This is a genomic window from Nonomuraea sp. NPDC054003 (genome assembly GCF_055585125.1).
The window spans coordinates 212,875-229,516 of the sequence record NZ_JBVJKR010000014.1 but is presented as its reverse complement, the minus strand read 5'-3'; the positions used below and the strand labels follow the sequence as shown (position 1 = coordinate 229,516).

At 72.0% G+C, this 16,642-nt stretch carries 19 protein-coding genes; 3 read left to right on the top strand and 16 right to left on the bottom strand.

What is annotated here, in order from left to right:
• Nucleotides 1–15: 15 nt before the first annotated feature.
• From ACZ6YG_RS33310 to ACZ6YG_RS33280, 7 genes are read right to left on the bottom strand one after another with little or no spacing between them, the layout of a single operon-like run.
• Nucleotides 16–1,194: an ABC transporter permease gene (locus ACZ6YG_RS33310; RefSeq protein WP_397196436.1), complete on the bottom strand. Its 1,179-nt coding sequence runs from the start codon at nucleotides 1,192–1,194 to the stop codon at nucleotides 16–18.
• On the bottom strand, nucleotides 1,194–1,868 hold the full coding sequence (locus ACZ6YG_RS33305; RefSeq protein WP_148035864.1) for an ABC transporter ATP-binding protein: 675 nt from the start codon (nucleotides 1,866–1,868) through the stop codon (nucleotides 1,194–1,196). The genes ACZ6YG_RS33310 and ACZ6YG_RS33305 overlap by 1 nt, the downstream gene beginning before the upstream one ends.
• A complete protein-coding gene (locus ACZ6YG_RS33300) occupies nucleotides 1,861–3,579 on the bottom strand; it encodes a peptidoglycan-binding protein (RefSeq protein WP_148035863.1) in 1,719 nt (572 codons plus the stop codon). Before ACZ6YG_RS33300 ends, ACZ6YG_RS33305 begins: the two co-directional genes overlap by 8 nt.
• A gap of 28 nt (nucleotides 3,580–3,607) precedes the next feature.
• Nucleotides 3,608–4,480 (bottom strand): hypothetical protein, encoded by an 873-nt coding sequence (locus tag ACZ6YG_RS33295; protein ID WP_466020194.1) that lies wholly within the window; start codon nucleotides 4,478–4,480, stop codon nucleotides 3,608–3,610.
• 33 nt (nucleotides 4,481–4,513) lie between these two features.
• The gene (locus ACZ6YG_RS33290; RefSeq protein ID WP_466020193.1) at nucleotides 4,514–5,437 is read right to left on the bottom strand and encodes a hypothetical protein; all 924 of its coding nucleotides are present in this window, start codon (nucleotides 5,435–5,437) and stop codon (nucleotides 4,514–4,516) included.
• Complete coding sequence (locus ACZ6YG_RS33285; protein ID WP_148035860.1) at nucleotides 5,434–5,757, bottom strand: PadR family transcriptional regulator; 324 nt, start codon at nucleotides 5,755–5,757, stop codon at nucleotides 5,434–5,436. Before ACZ6YG_RS33285 ends, ACZ6YG_RS33290 begins: the two co-directional genes overlap by 4 nt.
• Nucleotides 5,758–5,800: 43 nt before the next feature.
• Entirely contained in the window at nucleotides 5,801–6,469 is a 669-nt protein-coding gene (locus tag ACZ6YG_RS33280) for a DNA alkylation repair protein (RefSeq protein WP_466020192.1), read from the bottom strand.
• Between the two features lie 303 nt (nucleotides 6,470–6,772).
• On the opposite strand from ACZ6YG_RS33280, the gene ACZ6YG_RS33275 reads away from it, so the two are divergent.
• On the top strand, nucleotides 6,773–7,264 hold the full coding sequence (locus ACZ6YG_RS33275; RefSeq protein ID WP_187281549.1) for a VHL beta domain-containing protein: 492 nt from the start codon (nucleotides 6,773–6,775) through the stop codon (nucleotides 7,262–7,264).
• Here the strand turns inward: ACZ6YG_RS33275 and ACZ6YG_RS33270 are convergent.
• The 7 genes from ACZ6YG_RS33270 to ACZ6YG_RS33240 form a co-directional block, all read right to left on the bottom strand.
• The gene (locus tag ACZ6YG_RS33270; RefSeq protein ID WP_148035857.1) at nucleotides 7,251–7,769 is read right to left on the bottom strand and encodes a DUF1707 SHOCT-like domain-containing protein; all 519 of its coding nucleotides are present in this window, start codon (nucleotides 7,767–7,769) and stop codon (nucleotides 7,251–7,253) included. The genes ACZ6YG_RS33275 and ACZ6YG_RS33270 overlap by 14 nt on opposite strands.
• The gene (locus tag ACZ6YG_RS33265) at nucleotides 7,766–8,569 is read right to left on the bottom strand and encodes an ABC transporter permease (protein WP_271277033.1); all 804 of its coding nucleotides are present in this window, start codon (nucleotides 8,567–8,569) and stop codon (nucleotides 7,766–7,768) included. The genes ACZ6YG_RS33270 and ACZ6YG_RS33265 overlap by 4 nt, the downstream gene beginning before the upstream one ends.
• Nucleotides 8,566–9,531 (bottom strand): ATP-binding cassette domain-containing protein, encoded by a 966-nt coding sequence (locus ACZ6YG_RS33260; protein ID WP_148035855.1) that lies wholly within the window; start codon nucleotides 9,529–9,531, stop codon nucleotides 8,566–8,568. Before ACZ6YG_RS33260 ends, ACZ6YG_RS33265 begins: the two co-directional genes overlap by 4 nt.
• 17 nt (nucleotides 9,532–9,548) lie before the next feature.
• The gene (locus ACZ6YG_RS33255) at nucleotides 9,549–10,478 is read right to left on the bottom strand and encodes a DUF4097 family beta strand repeat-containing protein (RefSeq protein ID WP_466020191.1); all 930 of its coding nucleotides are present in this window, start codon (nucleotides 10,476–10,478) and stop codon (nucleotides 9,549–9,551) included.
• The gene (locus tag ACZ6YG_RS33250) at nucleotides 10,478–10,996 is read right to left on the bottom strand and encodes a toxin-antitoxin system HicB family antitoxin (RefSeq protein WP_219546837.1); all 519 of its coding nucleotides are present in this window, start codon (nucleotides 10,994–10,996) and stop codon (nucleotides 10,478–10,480) included. The genes ACZ6YG_RS33255 and ACZ6YG_RS33250 overlap by 1 nt, the downstream gene beginning before the upstream one ends.
• Before the next feature lie 89 nt (nucleotides 10,997–11,085).
• Nucleotides 11,086–11,850 (bottom strand): ABC transporter permease, encoded by a 765-nt coding sequence (locus ACZ6YG_RS33245; RefSeq protein ID WP_271277035.1) that lies wholly within the window; start codon nucleotides 11,848–11,850, stop codon nucleotides 11,086–11,088.
• Nucleotides 11,847–12,782: an ABC transporter ATP-binding protein gene (locus ACZ6YG_RS33240; RefSeq protein WP_466020190.1), complete on the bottom strand. Its 936-nt coding sequence runs from the start codon at nucleotides 12,780–12,782 to the stop codon at nucleotides 11,847–11,849. Before ACZ6YG_RS33240 ends, ACZ6YG_RS33245 begins: the two co-directional genes overlap by 4 nt.
• A gap of 111 nt (nucleotides 12,783–12,893) precedes the next feature.
• On the opposite strand from ACZ6YG_RS33240, the gene ACZ6YG_RS33235 reads away from it, so the two are divergent.
• Both ACZ6YG_RS33235 and ACZ6YG_RS33230 read left to right on the top strand, forming a co-directional pair.
• Nucleotides 12,894–14,000 (top strand): sensor histidine kinase, encoded by a 1,107-nt coding sequence (locus ACZ6YG_RS33235; protein WP_397196431.1) that lies wholly within the window; start codon nucleotides 12,894–12,896, stop codon nucleotides 13,998–14,000.
• Nucleotides 13,997–14,647, top strand: a complete 651-nt coding sequence (locus ACZ6YG_RS33230) for a response regulator (protein ID WP_219546841.1) — start codon at nucleotides 13,997–13,999, stop codon at nucleotides 14,645–14,647. The genes ACZ6YG_RS33235 and ACZ6YG_RS33230 overlap by 4 nt, the downstream gene beginning before the upstream one ends.
• Here the strand turns inward: ACZ6YG_RS33230 and ACZ6YG_RS33225 are convergent, their stop codons facing one another.
• Both ACZ6YG_RS33225 and ACZ6YG_RS33220 read right to left on the bottom strand, forming a co-directional pair.
• Complete coding sequence (locus tag ACZ6YG_RS33225) at nucleotides 14,648–15,601, bottom strand: endonuclease/exonuclease/phosphatase family protein (protein WP_466020189.1); 954 nt, start codon at nucleotides 15,599–15,601, stop codon at nucleotides 14,648–14,650.
• Between the two features lie 103 nt (nucleotides 15,602–15,704).
• Nucleotides 15,705–16,589: a M23 family metallopeptidase gene (locus ACZ6YG_RS33220; protein WP_148035848.1), complete on the bottom strand. Its 885-nt coding sequence runs from the start codon at nucleotides 16,587–16,589 to the stop codon at nucleotides 15,705–15,707.
• Nucleotides 16,590–16,642 lie beyond the last annotated feature (53 nt).

Genomic DNA, 16,642 nt, shown 5'->3' with positions numbered 1-16,642 from the left:
CGGCCCCGCGCTCGGTCAGCGGAGCGCGTCCACCGGCTCCATCCTGGCGGCACGCAGCGCCGGATGGAGCCCGGCCAGCAACCCCACCACGGCTCCCACGACGGGCGCGGCGACGGCCAGCCGTACGTCGAGCAGCGGTGTCCACTGTTTGGCCGCGGACACCGCGACGATCGTCACCACGCCCAGGCTCGCGCCGATCACACCGCCGGTCAGCCCGATCAGCGTCGACTCGAGCAGGAACTGGGCGGCGATGTGCCGCCTGGCCGCGCCGAGTGCGCGGCGCAGGCCGATCTCGGTGACCCGCTCCATGACGGTGACGAGGGAGACGTTGGCGATGCCGACCGCGCCGACGACGAGCGAGACCAGGCCGAGGATCATGAACAGCGCGTTGACGTCGTCCTGGGCCTGGTCGCGGGCCCTGGTCGGGCTGGGCGGGGCGACGACCTGCAGCATGTCCTCGTTCCCCGGGCTGAGCGCGGCCGGCGCCTGTCGGGAGATCAGCCCGGTGGCGCCCAGCGTGGTGTTGACCAGCACCCTGTTCACGTCCCGGAGACCGAACCGCCGGCCCGCGGTGTGCGGGACGATCACGGCGGTGCTCAGGTTCCGTTCGCGGCGCAGGTCGCCGAGCACCCCGATGACGGTGTACGCGTGCTTTCCGATGAAGACGGCCGGCGCCCGGTCGAGCGCGGTGACGCCGAGCATCCTGGCCGCCTGGTCGCCGAGCACCGCCACCCGGTCGCCCCGCCTGACGTGCCCGCTGTCGTAGAACCGGCCCCGCACCATCCGGCCGCGCGCCGCCTCCGGCAGCCCGGTCGTCGCGGCGAGCACGGTGAGGGACTGCGTGGTGACCCGGGTCGGGTCCACGATGTCGGTGGACCGCACCGACAGGTTGGCGCCCTCCTTCGACTCGGCCACGGCGGCCGCCGACTCGACCCCGCGCAGCCGGGTCAGCCGGTCGACCGCGGTCCATCCCACCAGCGGAGCGTGCGGCGACTCCGGCACCTCGACGGTGATGGCGGTGGCCACGAGCTCGTCGAAGCGGCCGACGATCTGGTTGCCCGCGGTGGCGGCCACGCCCAGCGTGACCACGAGCGTGGTGATGCCGAGCACGGTGCCGAGCGTGGTGAGCGCCGCCCGGACGGGTCTGGAGAGCAGCCCGGCGGCCGCCTCGCCGGCCAGGTCCCGGAAATCCATCAGGCCTCCGTCAGCATGCCGTCGGTGATCCGGACCCGGCGCTCGGCGCGCTCGCTGACTTCTCGCTCGTGCGTGATGACCACGATCGTCAGCCCTTGCGTCCGCAGCCCGGCGAACAGGCTGAGCACGGCCTCGGTGTTGCGGCTGTCGAGGTTGCCGGTGGGCTCGTCGCACAGCAGCAGGGCCGGCTCTCCCATGAGGGCCCGGGCGATGGCCGCGCGCTGGCGCTCGCCGCCCGACAACCGGCCCGGTGGGAAGCCCGTACGGTGGCCGAGGCCGACGCGTTCGAGCGCCGCCAGCGCCCGCTCCCGCCGTCCACTCCGCGGCCGCCCGCCGTAGACCTCGGCGAGCATGACGTTCTCGGCCAGGCTGCGATGGGGGAGCAGGTGGAAGGACTGGAAGACGAAGCCGATGCGGTCGCCGCGCAGCCTGGTGCGGGCGCCGTCCTTCAGCGTCGTGGTCTCGGTTCCGTCGAGGCGGTAGCTGCCCGTGGTCGGGCGGTCGAGCAGGCCCAGCACGTTGAGCAGCGTCGACTTGCCGGAGCCCGACGGGCCGACGATCGCCACGTAGTCGCCCCGGTCCACCCGGAACGACACGTCGTCGAGGGCGCGTACCGGAGGCCGGGAAGGAAACTCCTTCGTGATCGCGCGCAGCTCGATGACCGGCTCAGACATCGCTCACCACCACCCGGTCGCCTTCCTTGAGCTCGCCCGTCACCTCGACGTTCCCGTCGGCGGCCAGGCCCGTCCGCACCTCGACGTCCCTGGTCCTGTCGGGGGCGTACTCGACGCGGACGCGTGTCCTGCCGTCCGCGCCGGTGATGACCGCGGCGATCGGCACCACCAGCACCGGCTCCTCGGTCGCCCCGACCGTGATCCGCGTCGTCACCGCGGTCCCGGCCTTCAGTCCCTTCATCGAGGCGGGGGTGAGCAGGACAGGCCGGCCCCCGTCGGCGGCCGGTCCGGCGCTCTCGCTTCCCACCGCGGCCCGCTCGCCGACGGCGGTGAGCGTCGCCGGGAGCTTCCTGCCCGTGCCGGGCTCGATCTCGGCCCGCATGCCCGCCCGCAGCAGGCCCGACTCCGCCGCCTCGACCGTGCCCGTCACCATGAAGACGGAGCTGGTCACGGTCGCCACCTCGGCTTCGACGCGCTGACCGGGCTTCACCTCGCTCTTGTGCACGCGGGCCGGCAGCTTCGGCAGGAACACCACCTCCCCTGGCGGTACGGACGTTCCGTACGTGCGCGCGAACTCGGCGAGCATCGCCTCGGCCGCCGCCACGTTCTTCCTGGCGTTGGCGACCTTGAGCCGCGCCGGCGCGAGCTGCCTGGCCTGGCGCAGCGCCTGCTCGGCCGTGGCCAGCGCCTCCCGCGCGTCGCGCACGGCCTTGCGCAGCTCGGTCAGCCGGGTCTCGCGGCCCTGCGCGGCCTCCGCCAGGATCCTGCTCCTGGCCTCTCCCGCGGCGGCGAGCTCCGCCTCGGCGTTCGCCACCCGCATCTCCAGCAGCTCCCTGTCGACGGCCGGGGCCGTGGCCCGGGGGCCGTCCGACGGGGCGGCGGTGGGCTGGTCACCGGCCGCGGCGAGGGCCCGCCGCGCCTCCGCCAGCTTCTCCCGCGCCGTCCGCGCCGCCTCGTCGGCCGCCGCCAGCCTGGTCTCGTCCTCGGACGTGAGCCGCCGCGACCCGGCCTGCTCCAGCGCCTTCTTCGCCGCCGCGAGGTCGGCCTCGGCGTTGGCCGCCCTGAGCTTCAGCGGGGACACGTCACGGCCCCGGTCGAGCGCCTGGCGCTCGGTCGCGAGCGTCTCCCGCGCCGTCCGCACGGCCTGGCGCAAGGTGTCGTAGGTCTGCCGGTCGGCGAGTGCCGGCTTCTGGGCCTCGTACCCCTTGGCCGCGTACATCCTGGCGACGGCGGCGATCGTGGCCTGGTCGAAGACGCCGGTGCGCGGGCCGCCGTACCCGAGCCTGCGCAGTGCGCGCTGCAGTTGCCCGACGTCGGCGCCCTCGGCGCCGGGCGTGATCGTGCGGTGCATCGGCACGGCGCCGCGCAGGGCGAACACCGGGCGGCCGTTGACCTCCATGAGCACCGCGCCCTCCACGAGCCTGCCCTTGCGCGGTGCCCGGGTGGCTCGCTGCAGTTCTTCCCCGCCGCCGACGGCTCCGGCGAGGCTCACGGGCAGCGGCGAGCCGTACTCCACCGTGCCGCTGACCACCACCGCGCTGACCAGCCGGCGGCGTTCGACGGCGACGGTGACGAGCGACGGCCGCGGCGCGGCGCGGCGGGCGGCCTCGTCCGCGGGTGAGCGCAGCCTGGCACCCAGGGCCCAGCCGACGCCGGCGATGACCACGACGCCGGCGAGAACGGCGACGAGAAGCTTGCGCGGGGACTTCATCGGACCCGCGGCCCGCCGATGGACGTCGTCACGGTGTCACGCCCCCGAACATCCGCGTCACCCTGTCGCTGATCTCCCGGTTCCGCGGCTCGTACGCGGCGTAGAAGTCCTTGCCGCACTCCACGTCGTCCAGGGCCGCCTTGATCTCCTTGTCGGCCCACTGCCGGGCCGTGGCGGGGGCGAGGCGCGGAACGATGTAGCGCCCTTCGCCGATGCCTTCCTCGGGGATGTCGTCGTTCAGGGCGATCCGCTTCAGCTGCTCCTCGAACGTGTTCGGGACCTGCCTGCCGATGTCCGCCGGCCTGACGGAGTCGATGCGGTAGCCCTTGCCCTTGAGGCAGTCGCCCATGGCCGCGGCCAGCTCGATCAGCTCGGGGTCGCCGTTGAGCTCGCGGTCGAGCGTCTGGTCGATCATCTGGTTGCGCTGCTCGGCCAGGTCCTCCGCGGAACGGACGACCCGGCCGGTGACCTTCTTGACCGCCTGGGCCCGGCAGGATTCGAGCGCCTTGTCGTAGGCCGCAAGCTGGGCGGGGGAGAGCTCGTTCTTGATGGTGAAGTTGGGGCTGTCCGACTCGCTCCAGACGACTTCCTTGAGGCTCGGGTCGGCGATGGTGGTGAAGATGCCGAACCCGCGCTTCCTGGCGATCGCCCGCATCGCCTCGTAGTCGCCCGAGGCGGCCTTGTCCTGTTCGTCGCCGGTCTTCGGATCGGGGGTCCAGGCGACGTACTTGAAGCCTTCCCGCTTCATGCAGTCGGCGATGGCCGACTGCGTGAGCTGAGCCTGGTCGGCCTTGCTGTCCTCGGCCGGCTGGGGCGCGGATCGGGTCTCGGCCGCGGAGGCGCACGCCGCCGTCCCGGCGAGACAGAGCGCGGCCAGACCCAGGAGGAATCTGTTTGGCATGCGCGGGACCATACTACGTTCAACGAAGTATGGTCAATCGAGGCAGTGGCGCCGATGCCTGAAGGGCGCGAACGCCGCGGCCAGGGCCAGCAGGACCAGCACGCCCTCGTAGGCCAGGTGCTGTTTCGTCAGCTCCGGCGCGTGCAGGATCATCCCGCCCGAGGTCGCGAGCAGGTAGACGCTCGCGGCGACCGCCCACCGGTGGTCGCGTGCCAGATATCCGCACACCGCCGCCAGGCCGAACGCCGTCACCTCCGCGGCCATCCTGCTCAGACTCAGGGGGTGACCCGCCTCCTCCGCCATCCAGGCCGGACCGGCCCAGGCGGCGGGCACGATCGCCGCCCACCACCACCATGACCTGACCCGCGGCGGCCGGCTCCGGGAGATGAGCACGAGCAGTCCGATCAGCGCGACCGCGTAACCGGCCGCCGCGACGAGCGGGCTGCTGTCACCGAACAGCGGCCGGTCGCCGAGCGGGTTCGGATAGACCGGGAGCACGGTCAGGTCGAACGCCGGCCGCCCGGCCGCGATCGCCGCCGCCTTCACCCCGGTGACCAGCGTGAGCGCGAACGCCGTACGCAGCCGTCCGCGCTGGACGGCCAGCAGCGCGAGCGCCGACAGCAGCGTCCACAACGGCAGCGTGCCGGCGTAGGGCAGAAGCGCGGCCAGGTTCGCCGCCGTCACGGCGGTGACGGCCAGGTGGAGGCCGTCCGCCCAGGCGTTGCCCGTCGCCTGATGCAGGATGCGGCTGCGCACGCCGCCCAGAAGCAGGCCCCACACCTCCTTCGGCGGCGGGACGGTCCGTCCCGCCGCGTCGGCGAGCAGGACGTCGAGCAGTTCGTCGCCGTAAGCGGTGCGGTAGTGCCTCGGGTAGGCGAGCAGCAGCTTGCGGTAGCGCCGTTCCAGGACGGACGGGGCGGGTGGTTCGACGGCGGAGGCAGGCTTGACGATCGTCATGGACCGGCCGGGCGCAGGACGAGCGAGGCGGCCGCCTGCATCCGCCTCGCTTCGGCCTCCACCAGAGCCCGGCCTTCGTCGGTGATGCGGAAATAGCGGCGGTTGCGGCCGTTGATCAGCTCTTCGCGGTCCACCGTGATCACGCCACGATCGTTCAGGCGTTCGAGGATGCCGTACAGCGTGCCGACCGACGGCTGGACCCGGCCTCCGGACAGCTCCTTGATGGACTTGCTGATCGCGTGCCCGTGCAGCGGCCCCGCGCGCAGAGCGGCGAGCACGAAGAACATCGGCTCGCTGACTTCGGAGGTTCCTCTTGGCATGAGGCCGACATTATTCCGTTCAACGGAGCATCTGCAACGCCGCTCATCCCCTCTGGCGGCGCACGATCTCGTCGATCCAGATGGGCGCGAAGGGGGACGTGCAGCCCGGGGGAGTCGGGTAGTCCTTGAGCACCTGCAGCCGCTCGCCGATGTCGATGGCCCGGGCGCGGTGCTCGGCGTGGTCGATGCCGATCTGGGCCAGACAGTTGTTCATCGCCCACTGCAGGCGGTCCGGGGCGTCCTTCATCTCCGCCTCGATGACGTCGAGCAGCCCCGCGAGGTCGAGGATCTCGGGCTTCTTCGTCACGCGTTCGGTGGTCAGCGCCCAGCCGGCGCTCGCGACCACGGGGTCCGGGTCGGCGGACCAGATCAGGCGCAGCTCCTCGGCGTGCGGGTTCTTCTTGACCACGTAGTTCACGAGCCAGTCGTGGACCTTGGGCGTGCGCGCCTCGCGCAGCATGGCGTCCAGCTCGTCCCGCCCGAACGCCTTCGGGCGGCAGATCAGGATCGCCACCAGCCTCGCCGCGGTGTCACCCGTCTCCCAGAGCCGGACCGAGAGCTCCTGCTGCGTCTTCAGCCGCTTCGCGAGCGCGCGCAGCTTGCCGAGGTTCACCCCGTGATCGTCACCGTGCTTCTCGTTGACCGCGCGGGTCTTCGGGTCCTCCAGCTCGGCCAGCTCGGCCATCACCTCGGCCGCCGTCGTCTCGGCCACCTCGGCCTCCTGTCCGGTTGCGTACGACGGGGCCACAGTCTCATCTGGCGCTTATATAAGTCAAGGCTGATTGAGTCGGGCCTCGGCGCACGCGTAAAAGTGGGTCGGTCCTGCCAGCCAGAAGCCGGTGCTCCGCGTCTTCTTTGCGGGATGTGTCTGTTGTAGATATCTGATATCGGCGCGGTCAGTGTTCAGGAGGGTGACATGGCGAATTCCTCTTCGAATTCCCGCGGATGGCTGGGGCCGCGATCTGTAGCTTTTTGGACGGTAATAGCAGGAATTGTCGGCATCCTATCCCTTGTCGTGGCGGTAGTGCCGTTATGGCAGGAGACATCGTGGACCGATCCAACACCCAGTCCGACCAGCTCACCCTCACCGGCCGACTCCTCCGAACAGCCCAGCGAGGAGCCATCCGAGGAGCCGACCGAAGAGCCGGTCGAGGAGGAGACCGAAGAGCCCGTCGTGGAGGAAACGGAAACACCCGATCCTGATTCGTACCGATATTCGTTCACCCATGCCGGTGCCAGCGCCTACGCCTGTTCCGTGGAAGGCCGGCTCCACTCGGTGAACGGATGGCCCTCACAGCTGATGGTGATCAACGAGAGCCCGTACTCCATACAGATCCATTGGCTGGACAGCGCGGGAAACCGGCAGCAGTACACGACGCTGGAGCCCGGTCACAACTACCGGATCGACTCGTTCGGCAACCACGCCTGGCTGATCGCCGACCATGGCGCCAACTGCATCCAGATCTTCGGCCTGGCCGCCAACGGCTCCACCATCACCGTCTCCTGACGAAGGAGCCGGAGTGGGCGGTGCGGACGGTGAGGCGGCCGTAGGTCAGCTCGCCGGTGATCCGGACGTGCGGCCCGCCGGCGAGCCGGGAGGCGGGGGCCTTCCACACCACGGAGCCCCATCCGGTGCGCACCCCGTCGGCGTTCGCGCTCGCCCCGGCGGGCAGGATGATCGTGGCGCTGCCGAACGGGAGCCGGAGCTCGATGTCGATGTGCGGATGCCGGATGACGGCCTGCGACAGGTCGAGCCGTACCCTGCCGTACTCGGAGCTGACGCGCAGGCGGCGCGGGACCTGCCAGTCGCCCGCTCGCCTGATGCTTCCGCCGGTGGTCTCGAGCACGACCACGTCGTCCGGCAGGTCGGCGAGGATCGGCTCCAGGTCCTTCAAGGAGGTGGCGGTCAGGGCGAGTTCGAGGCGCTGTTCCAGCTCGGCGGGCTGGAGCCGGCCGTCCGCGTACGCCTGCTGGACCAGCTCCACCGCCATCTCGCGGTCGTCGGGGGTCATCGGCTGACGGCCTTCTTGTACAGCCGCGTGGCGAGCGGCGCGAACACGGCCAGGAGCAGCACCGACCAGAGGAACGACACCGGCACCGCGTGCCGCAGCGGCCAGGCGTCGGGGACGGGCATGGCGGGGCTGGTGTTGCCGAACAGCTCGCGTGAGGCCTGGATCAGGGTGGAGACCGGGTTCCATTCGGCGATCGGCTTCAGCGGGCCGGGCAGGCGCGCGCTGTCGACGAACGCGTTCGACAGGAAGACCAGCGGGAACGACATGATCGTGGCCACGTTGTTGAAGACCTCGGGCGTGCGCAGGGCCAGCGCGACCGTCGCCGTCACCCAGGAGAAGGCGTACGCGAACAGCAGCAGCATGAGGAACCCCAGGGCCGCCTCCCACGGCGAGGTGTGCACGCGCCACCCGACGAGCAGCCCGACGAGCGCCATCGTCACGATGCTGGTGACGTTCATGATGACGTCGGCGACGGTCTGACCGGTCAGCACCGCCGAGGGCGACATCGGCAGCGTGCGGAACCGGTCGAAGATGCCTCTCTGCAGGTCCTGGGTCAGCGTGTAGCCGGTGATCTGCCCGCTGGAGACGATCGTCATGACGAAGATCCCGGGCAGCAGGTACTCCACGTACGACACGCCCGGCAGGCTGATCATGCTGCCGAAGACGTACGTGAACAGCAGCACGAGCACGATCGGGAGCATGACGACGCCGCCCAGCAGGTCGGGCGCCCGCCGGATCTTCAGGGCGTTGCGCCTGGCGATCGTCACGCCGTCGGCGACGGCGAGATGCAGGGTGTTCATCGTGCGGTCTCCTTGGTCTTCTCGTCGGCCTCGCGTCCCGTGAGGGTCAGGAACACGTCGTCCAGGGTCGGCCGGCGCAGCCCGGCGTCGCGTACGGTGATGCGTTCGGCGGCCAGGCGGACCAGCGCCTCGGTGAGCGCGGACGCGCCGCCCGCGACCGGGATCGTCACCCGCAGGGCGGTCGCGTCGCTCTGCGGGGCGCCCGCGGACAGCGGGGCCAGCACGCGCGTCGCGGACGCCAGGTCCGCGGCGCTCGTCACCGACAGCTCGATCCGGTCGCCGCCGACGTGGCTCTTGAGCTCGTCGGCGGTGCCGAGCGCGATGACGCGTCCGTGGTCGACCACCGCGACGCGGTCGGCGAGCCGGTCGGCCTCCTCCATGTACTGGGTGGTGAGCAGCACCGTCGTGCCCGCCGCGACGAGCTCGGAGATGACGTCCCACAGGCTCGCCCTGGCCCGCGGGTCCAGGCCGGTGGTGGGCTCGTCGAGGAACAGCACCGGTGGGTCGGCCACCAGCGCGCCGGCCAGGTCGAGCCGGCGCCGCATGCCTCCCGAGTAGCCCTGCACCGGGCGGTCGGCGGCGCCCGTCAGGTCGAAGCGCTCCAGCAGCTCGCGGGCGCGCTCCCGGCTGCGCCTGGTGCCCAGGTGGTAGAGGCGGCCGACCATCTCCAGGTTCTCGGCGCCGGTGAGATGGTCGTCGACGGCGGCGTACTGGCCGGAGGCGCCGATCCGGGCGCGTAACCGGCGCGCGTCGCGGACGACGTCGAACCCGGCCACCGTGGCGTGTCCGGCGTCCGGTGTCAGCAAGGTGGTCAGGATCCGCACCGTGGTGGTCTTGCCGGCGCCGTTCGGGCCGAGCAGCCCGAGCACGGTCCCTTCCGGGACGGTCAGGTCCATCCCGTCGAGGGCGACGACGTCGCCGTACTTCTTGACCAGACCTTCGGCCACGATCGCGTCAGGCATGAGCTTCTCCTCACTTGTCAGGAACGGTGGATGACGATGTCGCCGTAGGAGGTGTGGGCCCGCACCTTGACGACGTCGCCGGCCGGGCCGGGGCCGTCGGCGGAGTCCAGGCCGACGTCCACGGATCCGTACTTCGAGCTCACGTCCAGCCAGGCGGCGCTGCCGTCGCGGATGCCCAGCTCCAGCCCGCCGCCGGTGGTCTCCATGACGACCGAGCCGCGGACCGCCTCGCCGATCCGGACGCTGCCGTACGCCGTCTTGGCGACGACGCCGGCCAGGACGCGGTCGACGGTGGCGTCGCCGTGGGCCGTGTTCAGCCGCAGCTCGCCGGTGACCTCCCGGAGGCGGATCTCGCCGTGCGAGTTCCTGATCACCGCCGTGCCGTCGATCTCGCCGACGCGGATGTCGCCGTGGTCCGTGGTGATCTCGGCGTGCCCGGCCGCGCGGGTGACCGAGATGTCGCCGTACGTGGTCTTCAGGCGGAGCCGGCCGGCCGCTTCCACCTGGATGTCGCCGTAGGAGGTGGTGAACGCCACCTCGCCGAGCGGTCCGCGGCAGCGCAGGCCCGCCGCCCGCTTGACGTCGAGGCGGGAGCCCGCGGGCAGGTCGATGGTGACCTGGACCGAGCCGCCCTGGCCGAGCAGCAGCGAGCGCGCCCAGTCGGCGGGCGACTCCACGAGCTTGCCGAGAGACAGGTCCCGGTCGGAGGCGTCCTTGTCGGCGCGGACCAGGAGCCTGCCGCCGACGTACTCGACCTCGGCGCGCTCGGCGGCCCGCACGTCGGCGTCGTCGAACTCGTCGGCCGGGCGGATCTCCACCACCGTGTCGTCGCGGTCGCCGGCGTTGACCCGGACGGTGGCGGTCGCCATGTCGATGATGGCCAGGATCGGCTCGGGGGTGTGGAAAGCGGGCATCATGGTCCCCTCGTCATGGGTCGGCGTGGTCATCAGCGCACCCATCCGCTGTAGCGGTTGCCGCTCTGCCGGGTGGCGCGGCGTCCGGTCTCGCCGGGGTCGAGGGCGGCGGACACGGCGCGGACCAGCCAGGCGTTGACCGACAGGCCGTCGCGGGCCGCCGCCTCCTCGATGCGCGGCTTGAGGTGCTCGGGAACCCGGAGCGAGATCCGGGCCGTGCCGCCCTCGTCGGCGTCCGGAGGCGGCGGGGCGGGCGGTGGCGCGGCGGGCCGGTCGCTCTCACCCTCGTCCTCGTACGAGCTGCCGCCCGGCGGTGGCGTCACGACGAAGCCGGGGTCGCGGCCGCGCAGGCGCACCTCGACGGAGCCGGGCGCGAGGTCGCGGGTGATCTCGTCGGCGGCGGCGGAGAGAGCCTCGAGCAGCGCGAGCCGGGTGGCCGACTCCAGCGTGGCGGCGAGGCGTTCGCCCAGCACGCGGGCTTCCTCGCCGCCCGCCCCTGCGGCGATCGCCAGCTCGCGGCGGAGGTGATCGACATATGGTGCGAGGTCCATGACGCCACTATGACGCTATTCTGACGCCATTGCAATCCCATGGCGGCGTCTTCATAGCGTCATAGGGGTGTCGGGCCGACCCGTCGTGGCTAGTCCCAGCGGAAGAACACCGCCGCGATCACCGTGCCGAACACCACGTTCGCCGCCAGGGCGACCAGGTGGGCGGCCTCGACGGGCGCGCCGACCCAGGCGGACGACAAAGCCTGGACGCCGGCGCCGAACGGCAGCCACTGCCCGATCGTCGCGACCGCCTCCGGCAGGTTCTGCATCCCGCCGAACATGCCGCCGGTGGCCCCCAGGAGGAAGAAGAGGGTCAGGCCGATCGCCACGGCGGAGTTCGGGGTGGGCGACAGGGCGGCGACGATCAGGCCCACGGCGTACATGGCGGCCACCGTCAGCGCCAGCACGCCGAGCGCCGCGCCGATGTTCACCGGCGTGTTGGCCCCGAACGCCAGCATGGCCACGGCGTAGGCGACCGCGATGCCCACGGCGATCTGCACGATCCCGACCACCGCCTGGGCGACCAGGACCATCATGGGCGAGGCGGGGGTCACGCCGAGACGGCGCAGGATGCCGCTGTGCCGGTAGGCGGCCAGGAAGCTCGGCATGTTGACGATGCCGGTCGTGGCCATGACGATGGCGAACACCAGGGGCAGCACGAACACGTCGAGCGCCGTGCGGCCGTGCGCGACGACGTGCTCGCCGGCGGACGAGGCGTTCATCACCAGGATGAGCACGGGCATGCCGATCGGCACGATCAGCCCGGCGGTGTCGCGGGCCACCATCTTGAGCTCGCAGATCAGCATCTGGCCGAAGGCCCGCGGGCCGGGCCGGTACACGGGGATGTCCGTCATCGGGTGCTCTCCTCCTCGGGGTCCAGCCGGTGCCCGGTCAGCGCGACGAACGCGTCGTCCAGGTTGGCCTGCACGCTGCGGGTCTCGGTGGCCACGACGCCGGCCCTGACGAGCGCGACGCTGACGGCCTGGAGCAGGTCTCCCTTGCCCTCGACCGTGACGCGGTCGCCGTCCGCCCGGACGCGCTCGACCTCGGCGAGCCCCTCCAGGAGCCCCTCCGGTACGGGGGAGGCCGCGCGGAAGGTGACCCGCTGGGCGAACCCGGCCCGCCTGACCAGCCCGGCGGGCGAGTCCAGGGCGACGACCCGGCCCGCGTCGAGCAGCGCGACCCGGTCGCACAGCCGCTCGACCTCCTCCATGGCGTGGCTGACGAGCAGGACGGTCACGCCGGACTCGCGCAGCCCTTCGACGGTCGCCCACATGTGACGGCGCGCCTCGGGGTCGAGCCCGGTGGTGAGCTCGTCGAGGATCACCACCCGGGGGCGTCCGATGAGGGCCAGCGCGATCGACAGCCGTTGCTGCTGGCCGCCTGAGAGGTTGTCGAACCGGGTGCGGGCGGAGTCGGTCAGGCTGACCGACTCGATCAGCTCGCCGGCCGGCACCGGGTCGGGGTAGAAGGTCGCGTACAGCCGGACCAGCTCGGTGACGGTCAGCGCATGGTGCAGGGTGGCGTCCTGCAGCTGGACGCCGAGGACCTGGCGCAGCCGGGCGCGGTCGCGCCGGACGTCCAGGCCGAGCACGCGGACGGTGCCGCGGTCGGGCCGCCGGAGACCGGCGATCATCTCGACGGTGGTGGTCTTGCCGGCCCCGTTGCGCCCCAGGACGCCGAAGATCTCGCCGGCGCCGACCGACAGGCTGATCTCCTCGACGGCGACCTTGGTTCGGTAGCGCTTGTGCAGTCGTTCCGCCTCCACGGCGGGCGTTGATGGCATGCCTCCGACGCTAGGAAGGGGCGGGTGCCGGGCGCCTGTGCCGATGGTCAGCAGGCGCACCCATGACTTTCGGCACCCCAGCATCGGGCAGATCGCTCGTACAGTGGCGTTATGCGGCGAATCGAGCCGGACGTGTGGGCCGGTCTGGCGATGCTGCTGGTGTGCGTCGGAGTGGGCGCTCCGACGCTGCTCGGCGTGACCGAGACGTGGGCGCCCCTGCCTGTCTGGAGCGCGTTGTTCGCGGGCCTGATGCTCGCGTGCCTGGGCGCCGTGGTCTGGGAGGAAGACAAGAAGAAGGCGGCGTGGGTCTGTTACGCCGCGGCGGTCGTGCTGGGCTGGCTGACGGTCCTGACGGCGCCCCGGGCCGGATGGCTGCCGATCCTGCTGGTCTTCACCGCGACCTTGAGCGCCTACGTCGCGCCACGGTGGGCGGGCCCCGTGGTGATCGCGCTCAACACCGCCGTCATCGCCGTGACCGCGGGTCTCGCCGGCGCCGACCCCACCGGGATCGGTCTTGGCGCGCTGCTGTACCTGCTGATCCAGACGGCGGCGGTGCTCAGCTCGGTGGCGATCATCCGGGAGCAGCGGCTGCGCCGCGAGCTGGCCGAGGCGCACGTGGAGCTGCGGGCGGCGAGCGTCATCCTGGCCGACACCGCGCGAGCGCACGAGCGCCTGCGCATCGCCCGCGAGCTGCACGACCTCATGGGACACCAGCTCACGGCGCTCACCCTGGAACTGGAGGTCGCCAGGCACCACGAGGGCGCCGCCGCCCGCACCCACATCGAGCGCGCCGACGGGGTGGCGCGCAACCTGCTGCGGGACGTGCGCACGACCGTCGGGCAGCTCCGCGCCGACGCGCCCGACCTGCGCGAGTCCCTCGACGCCCTGGTACGCGACATCCCGGGGCTCGACGTGGGCATCAGCATCGACGACGTGAGCCTGTCCGAGGAGGTGACGCTGACGCTCATCCGCGCCGTACAGGAGATCGTCACCAACACCATCCGGCACTCCGGCGCGACCTCGCTGCGCATCAGCATCGAGAACACGCCCGGCCAGGCCGTCAAGCTCACCTCCGTCGACGACGGGCGCGGCAGCCCCGAGCTGCGGCTCGGCAACGGCCTGCGCGGGCTGCGCGAGCGCATCGACGCCATCGGCGGCGACGTCAGGCTCGACGGCAGCGACGGGTTCCGCGTGACGGCGACGGTGCCCGCGCGATGATCCGGGTGATCGTGGTCGACGACCAGACCCTGGTGCGGCAGGGCATCCGCAGCCTGCTCGACCTGACCGACGACATCGAGGTGGCGGGGGAGGCCGACGACGGCATGTCCGCGCTGGCGGCGATCGAGGAGCACGCCCCCGACGTCGTCCTGCTCGATCTGCGCATGCCCCGCCACGACGGCATCTGGACGCTGAACGCGCTGCGCGAACGGGCGGGCGACGCGCCGCCGGTGCTCGTGCTGACCACGTTCGACAGCGACACCCTCGTCCTGGACGCGATGCGCGCGGGGGCGGGCGGCTACCTGCTGAAGGACGTGACGCTGGAGCGGCTGACCCGGGCGATCCGCGTCCTGGCCGGCGGGGGGACGCTGATCTCGCCGTCCATCACCGAGCGGCTGATGCGGGCGGTGCACCGCCGGCCGCCGCCGGACGAGGCGGGACTGCCCGCGATCCAGCAGCTCACCGAGCGCGAGCTGGAGGTGCTGCGGCTGGTCGCGGAGGGGTACAGCAACCGAGAGATCGCGCGGGCGCTGTTCCTGGCCGAGGGTACGGTCAAGAACCATGTCTCGACCGTGCTGCTCAAGCTCGGCGCGCGGGACCGCACGAACGCGGTGCTGCGCGCCCTGCACGCCCACGTCCTCGACTGATCAGAGCTTGATACGGGCCATGACCGGCAGGTGGTCGCTGCCGGTGGCGGGCAGGGTCCAGGTGGTCACCGGCGTCGCCGCCCGGGTCATGACGTGGTCGATCCTGGCCAGAGGGAAGGCGGCGGGCCAGGTGAAGCCGAACCCCTCGTCCGCCGGGGTCAGCCGCGAGGTGACCGGGGCCAGGCCGCGGTCGTCGAGGGTGCTGTTGAGGTCGCCCATCAGGACGATCCGGTCCAGCTTCTCCGCCGCGAGGGCGGCGCCCAGTTTGCCGGCGCTCTCGTCGCGCCAGGCCGAGCCGAAGCCGTCGGGCAGCCGGATGCGGACCGACGGCAGGTGGGCGACGTACGCGGCCAGGTCGCCGTACGGTGTCCGCACGGTCGCCCGCAGCCCCCGGCTCCAGTCGCCTCCGACCTCCGCCGGCCTGATGTCCACCGGGCCGGAGTCCGCGAGGGGATGCCTGGACCAGAGCCCGACGCTGCCGACGACCACGTGGTGCGGGTGATCGGGCGCGAGGACGGCCTCGTACACCGGCCGGGTCCGGGGCGTCAGCTCCTCCAGGGCGATCAGGTCGGCCCCGGCCAGCGCGCGGGCGGTGCCTTCCGGGTCAGGGTTCTCGTCGTTCACGTTGTGCTGGAGCACCGTCAGGTCGTGCGCCGCTCCTTGGCCGGCGGGTAACAGCCGGGCGCCGAAGAGGCCGCCCCACACCGCCGAGGGAAGCACCAGCGCCACCAGCGCGAGGGCCGAGCGGCGCAGCAGCGCCAGGACGAGCAGCACCGGCACGGCCAGGCCGGCCCAGGGCCGGAAGGTCTCCAGCAGGCTCCCGAGCCGGCCCACTGTGTTGGGCAGCACGCCGGGGAACGCCGTCAGCACGGCCACCACCACGGCGACCGCCGCCAGGACCCGCCCGCGGGTCCACGACATCCCGCCGCCGGCGTTCCGATCTTGCGCGCTCATGCCGCCGACCGTACGGGACGTCGCGGGTTCCCGCCCGGATGTCGGGGAATCGCCGCCTGCGGACGGAGGCCGTGGTCCGCAGGCGGACGAGTGCGGAGCGGCGTCAGGCGCCGCAGTGTTCGAAGGGGCTGGTGTACGAGCTGCTGCCGACCGAGCCGCCCCACTTGACGCACTGACCGGGGGCCGACCGCTTGACCGGGCCCGCGTAGTAGCCGTAGTTGCCGGAGTCGGTCGTACGGGTCGAGCCCTGCGGTTCCAGGAAGGCCGACACCGGCGAGGCCGTGCCGACGTTCGTGGTCTTCAGGGTGACGACGCAGTTGTAGCCGTTGCCGGAGTTGTAGAGCAGGTAGACGCGGCCCCCGGTGAGCGCGGCGGAGTCGATGACGCCGTAGCCGCTGCCGCAGGCTTCCTGCGGGGTGTAGGGGTTGCTGCCGCCGCCGCAGGCGTTGGTGCTGGTGATGGCCTTCTTCTGGCCCAGGGAGACGGTGACGCCGTCGACGGTCGGGCTGGTGTCCATGGCGCCGGTGGAGGTGCGCTGCTCGTAGTGCAGGTGGGGGGCGTCGGTGCCGCCTGTGGCGCCGACGGTGCCGATGGCGGTGCCCTGGCCGACGCTCATGGAGCCGCCCGCCGAGCGGACCATGGTGGCGAGGTGGGCGTAGCGGGTCCTGGTGCCGTCGCTGTGCCGGATCTCCACCCACTGGCCGTAGCTGGTGCTGCCGGCGTTGTAGAAGTACGCGGTGCCGGCCGCGGTGGCGCGGACGGTCTCGCCGTTGGTGGCGTCGCCGCCGTAGCTCTGCCAGTCGATGGAGCCCGACGGGTTGTGGTTGGGGGTCCAGTTGTTGGCGTAGAAGGTCTTTCCGCAGTTGAACGGGCTCTTGTGGGACGCCAGGGCGGTGGACGCCGAGGCGGCCTGGGGGAACAGCGTGGCGGCGAGGGTGACGACGAACGCGATGATCATCGGCCGGGTCGGCTTGCCGGTTGCGGGCATGCGTACCTCTCGGAAAAAGGGGGGTGAGGGGGGTTCGCTGTGGCCACGGAACG